Origin of the sequence: Hydrogenophaga sp. (genome assembly GCF_041633695.1) — a bacterium.
GTDB lineage: Bacteria > Pseudomonadota > Gammaproteobacteria > Burkholderiales > Burkholderiaceae_C > Hydrogenophaga.
Genome location: NZ_JBFJMY010000069.1, coordinates 1 through 14,051 on the forward strand (window position 1 = coordinate 1; position 14,051 = coordinate 14,051).

The window sequence follows — 14,051 nt, forward strand, 5'->3', positions numbered from 1 at the left end:
GCCAGCGCGTGGCTGCGGTGGCGGCCCAGTTCAAGGGCTGAGCACCGGCTCTTCGAAGGCCTGGGGCGGCGCCAGCCGCTCAGGTCCTCGGCGGTTTTCAGGGCCGGGTTGCAACACGGTGTTCGCAGGCTCGGTCCCGGCTTGGCTTTGTTCTTCATTGGGTTTCCAGAGTCGGCCATCTTGTTCTCACCAAGAGGTGGTGCTGGGCAAGTGGGAACGCACGCCAACGGGGTGTTCGCGGCGTAACATCGCGCCATGAAAATTTTCAACATCCTGCCCTGGCTCGACTGGCTGGCGCTGGTCGGTTTTTTTGCGCTGTGGATCGGTTACGCCTGGTTTGCCCGCACGCTGGGGCGGCGGCGATCCTCGTTGTTGATCACCACCAACCGCTACCGCGCCTACTGGATGCGCCAGACCACCCAGCGCGATCCGCGCATGCTGGATGGCATCATCACCCAAGCCCTGTCGCAAACCCCGTCCTTTTTTTCGTCGACCTCCATCCTGATCATTGGTGGCCTGTTTGCTTTGCTGGGCACGACCGACAAGGCCAGCGAGCTGATGAGCGAAATCCCGTTCGCGCAGACCACGACCTTGCTGGTGTTCGAGTTCAAGATACTGGTGCTGGTGGCGATCTTCGTCTATGCGTTTTTCCGCTTTTCCTGGTGTATGCGGCAATACACCTTTGTGGCGCTGGTCATCGGCGCCATGCCGCCACCCGAAGACTTTGATTCGGGCAAGTTCGACCGCAAGAAGTACGCCGACCGCGCCGCTGCCATGGTGGGCGCGGCGGCCGATACCTTCAACGATGGCTTGCGCGCGTATTACTTCTCTTTTGCGGCCCTGGCCTGGTTTGTCTCGCCGCTGGCCATGGTGCTGGGCACCGTGACGGTGGTGGGCATCCTCTACAGCCGGGAGTTCCATTCCGACGTGTTGCGCATTCTGCGCGACTGAACCACGCACCGATCGGACTGCCCGGCGGCGCCCGGGCCGGATGCTGGTGGTGCTTGGCGCCACCGAGCTTGGAATGCCCTCTGCGGGCTTCTAAAATGGGCCGATGTTCATACACCTGCGCCTGCACACCGAGTTCTCTGTTGTCGATGGCACCAACCGCATCGACGAGGTGGTGGCCGCCGCCGCCGCCGATGGCCAGCCTGCCTTGGCCATCACCGATTTCAACAACCTTTTTGGCGCCATCAAGTTCTACAAGGCCGCGCGCGGGGCGGGGGTCAAGCCGCTGCTGGGGGCCGAGGTGCTCTTGCAGGGCTTTTCTGAGGAAAAACCCGGGGCCATGCCCGGTAGCCACAGCCCGGCGGTGCCGCGCGTGGTCTTGCTCGCTCAGGACCACCAGGGCTACCTGAACCTGTGCGAGCTGCTGGCCCGCGCCTGGACGCGCAACCTGGAGCGCAACCAGGCCTTGGTGCGCTGGGAATGGCTGCAGGAGCTCAACGCGGGTTTGCTGCTGCTGTCGGGTGCGCAAGCCGGTCCGGTGGGGCAGGCGCTGACGGCGGGCGACACCCAGCGCGCCAGCGACGTGGCCTTGCAGTTGGCGGGCGTTTTCACGCACCGCTTTTATCTGGAGTTGCAACGCGCCGGGCGCCCCGACGACGAGCGCCATGTGGTCGCTGCGGTGCAGCTGGCGGCGCGACTGCACCTGCCGGTGGTGGCCACGCACCCGGTGCAGTTTCTGCTGCCCGACGATTACGAGGCGCACGAAGCGCGGGTGTGCATTTCCGACGGCGAGATACTGGGCAACAACCGGCGGGTGCGCCGCTTCACCCGCGAACAGTATTTCAAGAACGCCGAGCAGATGCAGGCCTTGTTTGCCGACGTGCCGTCTGCCGTGGCCAACACGGTGGAGATCGCCAAGCGCTGCAACCTCAGCCTGACCTTGGGCAAACCGCAGTTGCCCAACTTTCCCACGCCCCTGATCGACGGCGTGCCCATGCCGATGGCGGACTTCTTTCGCCAGTCTTCGTTTGAAGGCTTGGAGGAGCGGCTGGCACACCTGTACCCGGATACCGCCAAGCGCGACGCTGAGCGCCCGCGCTACGTGGAGCGGCTGGAGTTCGAGATCAACACCATTCTGAACATGGGGTTCCCGGGCTACTTTCTGATCGTGGGCGATTTCATCAACTGGGCCAAGAAGAATGGTTGCCCGGTGGGGCCAGGCCGGGGTTCGGGTGCGGGTTCGCTGGTGGCCTATGCGTTGAAGATCACCGACCTTGACCCGCTGCAGTACAAACTGCTGTTCGAGCGCTTTCTGAATCCGGAGCGGGTGTCCATGCCCGACTTCGACATCGACTTCTGCCAGAGCAACCGCGACCGCGTCATCGACTACGTGAAGGATAAATACGGCAAGGACGCCGTGAGCCAGATCGCCACCTTCGGCACCATGGCGGCGCGCGCCGCCATCCGCGATGTGGGCCGGGTGCTGGACTTTGCCTACGGCTTCTGCGACGGTATTTCCAAGCTGATCCCGAACAAGCCCGGCATGTCGGTCACGCTGCAATACCCACCGAACCCCAAGGTGGAGGGCGACAAGAACAATTACGCCATCGAGATGGAGCCGGTGCTGGCCGAGCGCATCGCCAAAGAAGACGACGTCAAAACCCTGATCGAGCTGGCGCAGAAACTCGAAGGCATGACACGCAACATCGGCATGCACGCCGGCGGCGTGCTCATCGCGCCGGGCAAGCTGACCGACTTTTGCCCGCTTTATGCCCAGCCCGGCAGCGATTCGGCCGTGAGCCAGTACGACAAGGACGACGTGGAGTCGGTCGGCTTGGTGAAGTTCGACTTTTTGGGCTTGGCCACCTTGACCATCCTGGAGATCGCGCGCGAATTCATCGCCAAGCGCCACAAGGGTCGGGAAGACTTCTGTTATGAGAACGTGCCGCTGGACGATGCAAAGGTCTACGCGCTGTTCGCACGCGGCCAGACCGAAGCCGTGTTCCAGTTTGAAAGCCGCGGCATGCAGGGCATGCTGAAAGACGCCAAGCCCTCGCGTCTGGAAGACCTGATCGCACTCAACGCCTTGTACCGCCCGGGCCCCATGGACCTGATCCCCAGCTTCGTGGCCCGCAAGCACGGGCGCGAGGTGATCGAGTATCCGCATCCGCTGGTGGCCGAGATGCTGAGCGAGACCTACGGCATCATGGTCTACCAGGAACAGGTGATGCAGACCGCGCAGATCCTGGGCGGCTATTCGCTCGGTGGCGCCGACATGCTGCGCCGTGCGATGGGCAAGAAGAAGGTCGAGGAGATGGCCGAACACCGCGCGATTTTTCGCGCCGGCGCGGCCAAAAACGACATCGACGAAAAGAAGGCCGACGAAATCTTTGACTTGATGGAGAAGTTCGCGGGCTACGGCTTCAACAAGTCGCACGCGGCCGCCTACTCGCTGCTCGCGTACCACACCGGCTGGCTCAAGGTGCACTACACCGCCGAGTTCTTCTGCGCCAACATGACGGTGGAGATGGACGACACCGACAAGCTCAAGCTCTTGGTAGACGATGCCCAGAAGATGGGCATTACCTTCGAGGCGCCCGATGTGAACCGCGGCTTCCACCGCTTCGAGCCCATCACCGACAAGTCCATCCGCTACGGCCTGGGCGCGATCAAGGGCACGGGCCAGTTGGCCATTGACGCGATCGTGGCCGCGCGCGAAGGCCGGGGCGAAGGCCCCAACGGCCAGGAGAAAGGACCGTTCAAAAGCCTGTTCGATTTCTGCGTGCGGGTGGACCGTGCGCGCCTGAACAAGCGCACGGTGGAAGCGCTGATCAAGGCCGGCGCGTTCGACTCCTTGCACCGCAACCGCGCCGAATTGATGGCTTCGGTGGAGCGGGCGTTTGAGTTTGCGGCGGCCAGTGTGGCCAATGCCAACCAGGGCGGTTTGTTCGACATGGGCGGTGGCGACGACCACGGATCGAGCACGCAAGAGCCCGACCTGGTGGAGACCATGCCCTGGGGCGTGAAAGAAACGCTCACGCTGGAAAAGACCGCCATGGGCTTTTACTTCTCGGGCCATTTGTTTGAAGAAGTGGAGCGCGAGGTGCGCCGCTTCGCACGCACCCCGCTCGACGAGGTGAAGGAGAGCCGCGACCCGGTGATCCTGGCCGGCATCGTCACCGATTTCCGCGTCATCAACGGGCAGCGCGGCAAGCTGGCCTTGTTCAAACTGGACGACAAGACCGCGGTACTGGAAGTGAGCGCCGACGAAAACCTGATCAACGCACACCGCAACACCTTGAAGGACGACGAACTCATCGTGGTGCAGGCGCTGGCGCAGCCGGACCGTTTTTCGGGTGGTTTGCGCCTGAAGATCCAGCAGATATGGGACCTGCCCGCGGCCCGCTGCCGCTTTGGAAAATACCTGCGGGTGGCGGTGAATGGATCGAACCCGGCGGTGGCCCAACTGGTGCGCGAATTTCCGCCCAAACGCGAAATCACCGAACAAGGCGAGCTGCTGCGCGGCTTGCCGGTGCGGCTCGACCTGCAGCGCGACGGCGCGCAGTGCCTGTTGCAACTGGACGACCGGGCTTTGTTTTTCCCTACCGATGCAGCGCTTGCCAGCTGGATGGCACAGGCGCATGGACAGCGCGCCGAGATCGTCTTTGATTGAGGTCCGGACCGGTTTGAGGCGGATCGCTCTTTGGGTGGTGTGTGAACAGGCCCCAATTCAATCCCACCCACGGACCCGCCGATATAGATACCGACATGACACTACAACATAAAGCCTGGGCGCTGGTCCTGCTGACCGTCGGTTTGCTCACCTCCATGGCCGTGCTGGTGTCGGGCTATTCCATTGCGCAGTCGTTTTCGAGTCTGGAGCGCGCACGTGGCGAACGCGAAGGCGAGCGTGCACAACGTTTGTTGGCACAGCAGATGCAAGGACTCTCTGCCACCGGGAGAGACTATGCCTACTGGTCGGATGCGGTAGCGTTTGTCACGGGACAAGACCCGGACTTCATGTCCGAGAACTTCACCGCCGAGAACATGAAGTCGCTGCGCATATCCGAGGTGCTGGCGCTGGATCTGGAGGGGGCGCCGGTTGCCAGCGTGATGCTGGCCGACGATGGCAGCCTGCGTCCCATGTCCAGCGACACGTCGCTGTTGCTGCAGCGGCTGGCCGCGCCGGTGCTGGCCGACCCGCACAGCGAAACGGTGTTGCAGACCTACCACCATTCCGGCGCAGGCCTGATGCTGATCTCGATCGCGGCGGTGCGCGCACAAAATGCGCTCGGCGCACCGCCCAGCGGCGCCCTGGCCGTGGTCCGTCACTTTGATCAAACCGAATTGCAGCGCTTCAGCGATGTGCTGATGGCGCCGGTGCAACTGTCTCTGGCCGACGCCGGTCACAGCGGGATCGGCTTTCACATGGAGGAGGTGGACGATACGCAGGCACAGGTACATGCGGTGATCCGCGACCACGATGGCCATGCCGCCGCCGAACTGGTGTTGGGTCTGGACCGGCAGTTGTACCGCGAGGGTCGGTCGCTGGCATGGGCCGCTGGTGCGCAGGTGGCGGTGGCCGGTCTGGCGCTGGGGGCGCTGTTGGTGTTCTTGCTCGATCACCTGCTGTTGCGCCGCCTGCACCGCCTGCACCGGCAGTTGAAGACCGTGTCCGAGGCGGAGCTGGTGTCCGATGCCCGGGTGGACGTGGACGGCAGTGACGAGCTGACGGCGGTGGCCACCGGCTTGAACGGCCTTTTGTTGCGGGTGCGGCAAGACGCGGAGCGGCAGCGGCAAGCGCACGAGAAGCAGGAAGCGCTGCAAATGCAGCTCATGCAAAGTCAGAAAACCGAAGCCCTGGGGCGTTTCACCGGCGGGATCGCGCACGACTTCAACAACTCCCTGGCCGCGATCTCCGGCTGGATGCGGGTGGCCGAAGAAGACCTGGACCCGGCACACCCGAGCCACGAGGCATTGCAACAGGCCTTGAAGGCCACCCGGTACGCCAGCGGTCTGATGCGCCAATTGCTGGCCTACAGCCGCCAATCGGCGCCGCATCTGGAACGGGTGTCGCTGGGTGCGCTGATCGAGGACACGCGCAGCCTGATGGCGGCAGGCCTCACACAGCGCAGCACGCTGGTGGTGCAGTGCGACACGGACGACGCCTCGGTGCAGGCCGACCCGACCCAGATGCAACAGGTGTTGGTCAATCTGCTGATGAACGCATCCGACGCCATGGAGGGTCGCGGCACGATCTGGCTGCACTTGCGGTCTGTCGATTTGCCTGCGGCGCCGGGCGTGGTCGTGTCGCCAGAATGCGCCACCTTGGCAGAGGGGCGCTATATCTGCCTGACCGTGCAGGACGAAGGCCCTGGCATTGCGGCCGAGCACCTATCGCGTTTGTTCGACCCCTTTTTCACCACCAAGGCCGTTGGGCGCGGCACCGGTCTGGGCCTGTCGGTGGCCTATGGCATCGTGGCGCGCCATGGTGGCGTGATCGGCGTGCGCAGCGCACCGGGCGCCGGGGCCTGCTTCAGCTTGTATTTGCCGGCTTGCGAACCGGTTGAGGAGACCGCTGCGCTGACCCGGGCGCTAGAACCCTCGGGCACGCGAGAACTGCTGTTCGTGGACGACGATCCCCTGGTACGCCGGGCTTGGAGCACCTTGTTGCAGCGCATGGGCTGGGTGGTCACCCAGGCCGAAGATGGTGAAGAGGCCTGGGCGCTTTTTCAGCGCCAGGAACAGGACTGGGCCGTGGTGCTCACCGACCTGGCCATGCCCAAACTGGACGGTTGCGGCCTGGCGCGGCGCATCGCGGAAACCCACCGCCCACCGCCCATGGTGCTGATGAGTGGCAACGTCAGCATCGACGACGCCGACCATCTGGTCGAGACCTTGTTTTCCGAGGTCCTGCACAAGCCGGTGGACGCGGCCGAGCTGGAGCGGGTACTGAAGAAACTGGTGGCGGGTTTCCCCGCCGAGGCCGCCTGACGCTGGCGGAAACAGGCCTTAGTCCAGCGGGCGCAGACCTATCACCAGCGTGGGCGGCACGGTGCCGTCGGTGTCGCGGGGCAGCGAGCCGGTGCGGTCGATGGCGCGCAGCACCGCTTCGTCCCATTCGGGGCTGCCGCTGCTTTTGACAATGCGGCGCTTCGCGATGCTGCCATCGGGCAGGGTGGTTACTTCCACTTCGGCGCGCGGGTTGCCCGGCAGGGCTTCGGTGAACACCACGTTGGCCTTGATGCGCGCGGCGATCCGGCCCGCATAACCGGGTGATGTGCCGCTGGAGCGCTGCGCCGTCCCGGTGGACTGTGCGCCGCCAGTGGCACCGGCCTGGCCGAGCATGCGGGCAATCTGGTCCTTGCGCGCCTGCTCGCGGCGTTTCTCTTCCGCCACTTGTTTGGCCAGCTGGTCGGCTTCGAGCTTGCGCTGCTTTTCGGCGGCGGCCCGTTTTTCGGCAGCGGCTTTTTCTGCCGCCCGTTTCTCGGCCAGTTTTTGCTCGCGCTCCAGCTGCTCTCGGCGCAACTTGTCTGCCTCGGCCTTGCGCTTGGCTTGTTCTGTGGCGATATCGGCGGCGCTGGGCGCCGGTGGCGGCGGGGGTTTGACCACCGGCTGGGGTTTGGGTGGGGGTTCGGGCGCCGGTGGTGTCGGAGGGCGAGGCGGGGGCTCAACCGCGCGCGGAGCGGCCTGCTGGGGCAGTTGGGACCAGATCTCGGCCTCGAAAACCGCCGGTGGCGCGTCGCGCTGCCAGCCCACACCCCAGGTGAGCGCAAGAATCAGCAGCCCATGCGCGATCAGCGCCAGCCCCACCGGCCCCAGCCAGCGCCCCTGTCGGGGAGGGGCCAGATCGAGGTGATCGGCCGTGGGGTACATGGACGGGCTCAGCTGGGGACTCCTGGCAAATGACGGCGCACGTGGTTCAACGGCTGGCCTGCACCGAAAGACCCACGCGGGTCACACCGGCCTGGTTCAAGGTGTCCATGACTTTGACCACGGCTTCGTATTGCACGCCTTTGTCGGCGCTGATGACCACGGGCATGGCATTGGCGGGGTTGGCCGCGCCAGCGGCGCCTTGCAACTGCTGAATACGGGCGGGCAGGTCGGCCAGGCCGACAAAGCGGGCACCGGTATCGGATTTGCCTTCGTGCACTTTCAACTGGCCGCTCTTGTCGATGACCACTTGCACGTAGCGATCGGGCTGGCGCGCCGCCTGCCCGACGCTGGGCAGGTTGATCTGGCTGGGCGAGATCAACGGTGCGGTGACCATGAAGATGATCAGCAGCACCAGCATCACGTCGATGAAGGGCACCATGTTGATTTCGCTGATGGTGCGGCGCCCCCGGCCTCGTGAACTCACTGCGGGCATGTTTGTATCCTCCTCAGGGCTGGCGGTGTGTGGGCGGCGTTCAATACGTGGTCGTCGAAACGGCGCTGGCTGGCCCGCCGATGTTGCGGTGCAGGATGTTGGAGAACTCTTCCATGAAGGTTTCCATGCGGGTGGCCACGCGGTCGATGTCGTGCGCAAAGCGGTTGTAGGCCACCACCGCAGGAATGGCGGCAAACAAACCGATTGCCGTGGCCACCAGGGCTTCGGCAATGCCGGGTGCCACGGTGGCCAGCGTCACCTGCGTGAGTGCGGCCAAACCGGTGAAGGCGTGCATGATGCCCCAGACGGTTCCGAACAGGCCCACATAGGGCGACACCGAACCGACCGATGCGAGGAACGACAGATTGGTTTCCAGCGCGTCGAGTTCGCGCTGGAAGGCGGCCCGCATGGCGCGGCGCGCGCCGTCCAGCAAAGCGCCGTGGTCGCTGATGCGGCGCTCGCGCAGTTTTTGGTATTCGCGCATGCCGCTGGCAAAAATCCGTTCCATGGGCCCGCCGTGGCGTGCGCTCTGGGCCGCTGCGGCATAGAGCTCGTTGAGGTTGGAGCCGGACCAGAATTCGCGCTCAAAGTCTTCGTTGTGGGCGCGCACGCGCTTGAGTGCAAAGGTCTTGCGGAAGATGGCGGCCCAACTGACCACCGATACCACCACCAGCAAGGCCACCACAGCCTGAACCACGAAGCTCGCATTCAGCATCAACTGGACGATGGACAAATCTTGGGTCATGGTTTCGGTCATTTCATTCGGAGTGGCAAGAAGGCAAAGGGTTCCGCGCCGTCGTCACGCTGGATGAGCGGTCAGCGCGTGCAGGATGGGAGCGGGTATGCGCTGGGGCCGCAGCGTCAGCGCATCGACCCAGCCGATGCGGATCTGGCCTTCGCAGAGCAACACCGGGTTCAGCTCGCTGGCAGCGGTCGGCAAAAAGGCCTTCTGGTCAATGGTAAGCGAGGCCCGACCGACATCGACCACTTGTGCCGTAACCAAAAGAAAATCGTCCAGGCGGGCAGGGCGGTGGTATTTCAGCTGCGTGTCGGTGGCGACGAACATGCCGCCCGCTTCCTCGCGCAAGCGCTGTTGCTCAACACCCAGCGTGCGTAGCCATTCGGTGCGCGCGCGCTCAAAGAATTTGAGGTAGTTGGCATAGAAGACGATGCCGCCGGCGTCGGTGTCCTCCCAGTACACCCGCAACGGCCAGGTGAAGGTGGCGCTCGCCGCGTCCAGCGCGCCGCTGGCCAGCTTCACAGGGCCTGCTCCAGTCGGGCCACGGCCTCGCGCAGCTGCTCCATGGCGTTGGCGGTGGAAAAGCGCAGGTAGCGCCCGGGCTCGGCCACGCCGAAGTCGCGCCCCGGGGTGGTGGCGAGTTGGCAGCGGCGCATCAGCTCGAACGAAAGCGCCCAGCTACCGCCCTGGTCGGGTTCGGCGCCCTGCGGGGGGATGCCCCAGCGCGCGCACAGCTGGGACACATCGGCCCAGGCGTAGAAGGCGCCGTCGGGTTGCACCGGCACGGTCAGCCCCAGGCGGTTGAGTTCAGGAATGAAATAGTCCCGGCGGGCCCTGAATTCGGCACGGCGGCGCTCGTATTCGGCCAGGCTTTCGGCTTCGAAGCAGGCGAGCGCGGCGTGCTGGGCAATGGTGCTGGGGCAGATGAACAGGTTTTGCGCCAGCCGCTCCACCACCGGCACCAAGGCGGGCGGCAGCACCAGCCAGCCCAGGCGCCAGCCGGTCATGTTGAAGTACTTGGAGAAGCTGTTGATGCTGATGACCTGCTCGCCCAGCCCATCGGGCAGACCCAGCGCGCTGTGTCCGTAGGCGTCGTCAAAACCCAGGCCCAGGTAGATCTCATCCACCAGGGTGATGCCTTGGCGTTCGCGCACCAAGCGGGCAATGGCCTCCAGCTCACTGCGGGCGATCGACGTGCCCGTGGGGTTGGAGGGCGAGGCCAGCAACACGCCGCGCGTGGCCGGTTCCCAGGCCTGCTGCACTTGGGCGGCGCTGAGCTGGAAGCGCTCGGCAGGACCGCAGGGGAGCAGCACGGCACGCCCCTCGGCAGCCTGCACAAACTGCCGGTTGCAGGGGTAGCTGGGGTCGGGCATCAGGATCTCGTCACCGGCCTCGACCAGCGCAAGGCAGGCCAGCTGCAAGGCCGCTGACGCGCCCGCCGTGACCACGATGCGGGCGGGGGCTATGTCCAACCCGAAGCGCGTGCCGTACCAGCCGCTGATGGCGCGGCGCAGCGCCGGCAAGCCGGTGGCCTGGGTGTACTGGCTGCGCCCGGCTTGAATGGCGCGTTGTGCCGCTTGCTGCACCAGCGGTGGCGCGGTGAAGTCGGGTTCCCCGATGTTGAGGTAAATCATGGACCGGTCTTGCGGCCCGGCCTGGGCCGCCAGATCGGCGGCCGCCTTGGCGACCTCCATCACATAAAAGGGTTGGACCCGCTGGGCCCTTTGCGCGATCCGCATGCCGGTTCAGACCGTGTCGTCCGGCGGCGTCGGGTGCTGGGCGGTGGTGCTTCGCGCTGCTTTCGGCGCGGGTGACGCGGCCACTTCGGCTGGACGCAGGGTCGAGGCCAGCTGGTGCAGCACGCCGTTCACATACTTGTGGCCATCGGTGCCGCCAAAGGATTTGGCCAGCTCGATGCATTCGTTGATGACCACGCGCCAGGGCACGTCCAGACAGTGCTGGAACTCGTAGCCACCGATCCACAAGACGCCGCGCTCGATGGGCGAGAGCTCGACCAGCGGCCGGTCGAGAAACGGCGTGATCAGCGCGTCCAGCGCGTCGGCCTGCGCGATGCTGCCGTGCAGCAAGGCGTCGTAGTGCACGCTGTCGGCCTTGTGGAAGCCGCTGAGGTCGCGGGTGAAGGTGTCGATGTCGCCAACCGGGTTGCGGCCCACCATGTGTTGGTAGAGCGCTTGCAAGGCGAATTCGCGTGCGCGGGTGCGGGCCGATTTGTCGGCCGCCTTGCGACCGGTGGAGCCGCTGACCGCTTTGTGGGGTTTGGTGTTGTCTACTTTGGGGGCGGTGGTCATGTCATCCAATCTGTTCAAGCACGTGGGCCATCTCGACGGCCACGCGCGCGGCATCGCGGCCCTTGTCTTCCTGGCGCGCCACGGCTTGTTCCAGGTTCTCGGTGGTGAGAATGGCGTTGGCAATCGGGACCTGGTAGTCCAGCGAGAGGCGGGTGACGCCGGCGCCGGACTCGTTGGCCACCAGTTCAAAGTGGTAGGTTTCGCCACGGATGATGCAGCCCAGCGCGATCAGCGCATCAAAGTCGTCGCGTTCGGCCATGGCCTGCAAGGCGGTGGACACCTCGAGCGCGCCGGGCACCTTGACATGGGTGATGTTTTTTTCTTGCACGCCCAGACTCAGGAGCTCGGCGTGGCAGGCTTGGAAGAGTGCGTCCGTGACGGGCTCGTTGAAGCGCGCCTGCACGATGCCGATGGCAAGGTCTTTGCCATCGAGGAGGTTGGGAGTGCCTTTGTCAGCGCCGAACATGTGGGTTCCGTTCTGGTTGCGGTGGGAGGTGGTGGCTCAAACCTTGCGGTCGACGAAGCCGGTGATTTCGAGGCCGTAGCCTGCCATGCTGGGCATGCGGCGCGGGTTGCCCATGAGCTGCATTTTGTGCACGCCGCATTCGCGCAAAATCTGCGCGCCCACGCCATAGGTGCGCAAATCCATGCGGCCGCGCTCGGGCGCCTGTGCCGAGCGTGCGGTGCCTTCGAACTGGGCCAGCAACTGCTCGGCGGTTTCGCCGCAGTTGAGCAGCACGGCCACGCCGGCACCGGCTTCTTGCAGGTGTCGCAGGCTGGCCTCCAAGCTCCAGGAGTGCATGGAGCGGCCGACTTCGAGCGCGTCCAGCACCGACAGCGGCTCGTGCACCCGCACCGCCACGCTGTCGTCGGCGCCCCATTGGCCCTTGACCAGAGCCAGGTGCAAGGCGCCGCTGGGTTGGTCGCGAAAGGCGGTGGCGCTGAATTCGCCAAAGGCGGTGTTGAGCACGCGTGTGCCCAGTTTTTGCACCAAGGTTTCGGTGCGGCTGCGGTATTCGATCAGGTCGGCGATGGTGCCGATCTTCAGGCCGTGTTCGGCGGCGAAGATCTGCAAATCGGGCAGGCGCGCCATGGTGCCGTCGTCTTTCATGATTTCGCAAATCACCGACGATGGCGAACACCCGGCCATGGTGGCCAGATCGCAGCCGGCTTCGGTGTGGCCTGCGCGCATGAGCACGCCACCGTCCACCGCCTGCAGCGGGAAGATGTGACCGGGCTGCACCAGATCCTCGGGTTTGGCGAGGGGCGCCACGGCGGCTTGCACCGTGCGGGCGCGGTCGGCCGCCGAGATGCCGGTGGTCACGCCTTCGGCGGCTTCGATGGAGGCGGTGAAGGCGGTGCCCTTTTTATCGCCATTGCGGGCCACCATGGGCGGCAACCGCAGGCGTTCACAGCGTTCGCGCGACAGCGTGAGGCAGATCAGGCCACGCCCGAAACGCGCCATGAAGTTGATCGCATCGGCGGTGACATGGTCGGAAGCCAGGACCAGGTCGCCTTCGTTCTCGCGGTCTTCTTCGTCCACCAGAATCACCATGCGACCGGCACGCATGTCGGCGACGATGGCTTCGACCGGGGAGATGGGGACCGGAGCGACGTGGGATGTCGCGGCTGCGGCGGTGGTGGGAAGCGTGGTCATGGGGTTTCCTTGGCGGGCTGAAGGCCTGCGCTGAGCATGCGCTCGACATAGCGCGCGACGGTGTCGATTTCCAGGTTGACCACGCTGTTGGCGGCCAACTGACCCAAGGCGGTGTTGTCCACCGTGTGGGGAATCAGGTTGATGCTGAACTCGCAGCCGCTGCTGCTGTCATGAATCTGGTTGACGGTGAGGCTCACGCCATTGACCGTGATGGAGCCCTTGTAGGCCAGGTACTTGCCCAGTTCGGGCGGCGCCATCACGCGCAGCTCCCAGCTTTCACCGACCTGGGCAAAGCGGGTGACCCGGCCGATGCCGTCCACATGACCCGACACGATGTGTCCGCCCAGCCGGTCGTGGGCGCGCAGGGCCTTTTCCAGGTTGAGGCGCGCACCGGTCTGTGCGAGGCCGCTGGTACGGGCCAGGGATTCGGCGGAAATGTCGATGGTGAAGTGCTGCTGGGGCAGATCCAGCGAAGTGACCGTCATGCAAGCGCCGTTGAGCGCGATGCTGTCGCCCAGGCCCACGTCGTCGAGGTAGCCCGGCGGCGCCTCGATGGTGAGACGCTTGCCGTGGTCCAAAGAGCTGCCCAGGTCGTGGAGGGCGGCGATCCGCCCCACGCCGGTGATGATTCCGGTAAACATGCGCTATTTTCGCAGGGAAACCGGTGTCCCCCGGGCGAGCAGGGCGTCAGGGGTGCAAAAAAGCGTCCCGTCCACTCACACGGGCCCGAATCCGCAGGTCCGGGCCGACGAGATCGACCGTTTCAAACCGCAATGCCAAGCCCTGATCCAGCGACGCCAAAGGGCCAAAGTTCGCCAAGGCACTGCCTGGGCCCAACAGTTTCGGCGCCAGGTACACCAGCAATTCGTCCGCCAGCCCCTCGCGGATGAACGAGCCGTTGAGCTTGTGGCCGGCTTCGACATGCAATTCGTTGACCTCGCGCCGACCCAGATCCAGCAGCATCGCGGCCAGGTCGACTTTGTGTTCGGTGCCCGGTTGACGGCCCGGCATGGGGATCACCGTGGCACC

13 protein-coding genes are annotated in these 14,051 nt (G+C 65.0%); 3 read left to right on the top strand and 10 right to left on the bottom strand.

All coding sequences use genetic code 11. From position 1 onward, the window contains the following. Positions 1-255 precede the first annotated feature (255 nt). The 3 genes from ABYB95_RS06360 to ABYB95_RS06370 all read left to right on the top strand — a co-directional run bounded on the left by ABYB95_RS06360 (position 256) and on the right by ABYB95_RS06370 (position 6,942). On the top strand, positions 256-951 hold the full coding sequence (locus tag ABYB95_RS06360; protein ID WP_372657629.1) for a DUF599 domain-containing protein: 696 nt from the start codon (positions 256-258) through the stop codon (positions 949-951). Between the two features lie 103 nt (positions 952-1,054). Next, a complete protein-coding gene (gene dnaE / locus ABYB95_RS06365; protein WP_372657630.1) occupies positions 1,055-4,621 on the top strand; it encodes a DNA polymerase III subunit alpha in 3,567 nt (1,188 codons plus the stop codon). A gap of 95 nt (positions 4,622-4,716) precedes the next feature. Further along, positions 4,717-6,942 carry an ATP-binding protein gene (locus tag ABYB95_RS06370; RefSeq protein WP_372657631.1) on the top strand — a complete coding sequence of 742 codons (2,226 nt, stop codon included), beginning with the start codon at positions 4,717-4,719 and terminating at the stop codon, positions 6,940-6,942. A gap of 18 nt (positions 6,943-6,960) precedes the next feature. Here the strand turns inward: ABYB95_RS06370 and tolA are convergent, their stop codons facing one another. The 10 genes from tolA to ABYB95_RS06420 form a co-directional block, all read right to left on the bottom strand. After that, positions 6,961-7,824, bottom strand: a complete 864-nt coding sequence (gene tolA / locus ABYB95_RS06375; protein WP_372657632.1) for a cell envelope integrity protein TolA — start codon at positions 7,822-7,824, stop codon at positions 6,961-6,963. A gap of 46 nt (positions 7,825-7,870) precedes the next feature. Continuing rightward, the gene (locus tag ABYB95_RS06380) at positions 7,871-8,317 is read right to left on the bottom strand and encodes an ExbD/TolR family protein (protein ID WP_372657633.1); all 447 of its coding nucleotides are present in this window, start codon (positions 8,315-8,317) and stop codon (positions 7,871-7,873) included. 40 nt (positions 8,318-8,357) lie between these two features. Further along, the gene (tolQ, locus tag ABYB95_RS06385) at positions 8,358-9,062 is read right to left on the bottom strand and encodes a protein TolQ (protein WP_372657634.1); all 705 of its coding nucleotides are present in this window, start codon (positions 9,060-9,062) and stop codon (positions 8,358-8,360) included. Positions 9,063-9,116: 54 nt separating this feature from the next. Further along, a complete protein-coding gene (gene ybgC / locus ABYB95_RS06390) occupies positions 9,117-9,578 on the bottom strand; it encodes a tol-pal system-associated acyl-CoA thioesterase (protein WP_372657635.1) in 462 nt (153 codons plus the stop codon). Continuing rightward, positions 9,575-10,795 (bottom strand): pyridoxal phosphate-dependent aminotransferase, encoded by a 1,221-nt coding sequence (locus tag ABYB95_RS06395; protein ID WP_372657636.1) that lies wholly within the window; start codon positions 10,793-10,795, stop codon positions 9,575-9,577. The genes ybgC and ABYB95_RS06395 overlap by 4 nt, the downstream gene beginning before the upstream one ends. Before the next feature lie 6 nt (positions 10,796-10,801). Beyond that, on the bottom strand, positions 10,802-11,365 hold the full coding sequence (nusB, locus tag ABYB95_RS06400) for a transcription antitermination factor NusB (RefSeq protein WP_372657637.1): 564 nt from the start codon (positions 11,363-11,365) through the stop codon (positions 10,802-10,804). A 1-nt stretch (position 11,366) separates the two neighbouring features. Continuing rightward, positions 11,367-11,831, bottom strand: a complete 465-nt coding sequence (gene ribH, locus ABYB95_RS06405; protein ID WP_372657638.1) for a 6,7-dimethyl-8-ribityllumazine synthase — start codon at positions 11,829-11,831, stop codon at positions 11,367-11,369. A gap of 36 nt (positions 11,832-11,867) precedes the next feature. Further along, positions 11,868-13,022 carry a bifunctional 3,4-dihydroxy-2-butanone-4-phosphate synthase/GTP cyclohydrolase II gene (gene ribBA, locus ABYB95_RS06410; protein ID WP_372657639.1) on the bottom strand — a complete coding sequence of 385 codons (1,155 nt, stop codon included), beginning with the start codon at positions 13,020-13,022 and terminating at the stop codon, positions 11,868-11,870. Next, positions 13,019-13,663 carry a riboflavin synthase gene (locus ABYB95_RS06415; protein WP_372657640.1) on the bottom strand — a complete coding sequence of 215 codons (645 nt, stop codon included), beginning with the start codon at positions 13,661-13,663 and terminating at the stop codon, positions 13,019-13,021. Before ABYB95_RS06415 ends, ribBA begins: the two co-directional genes overlap by 4 nt. Positions 13,664-13,709: 46 nt before the next feature. Then, positions 13,710-14,051: RibD family protein (locus tag ABYB95_RS06420; protein WP_372657641.1), on the bottom strand; the 342-nt coding region annotated here is incomplete at its 5' end.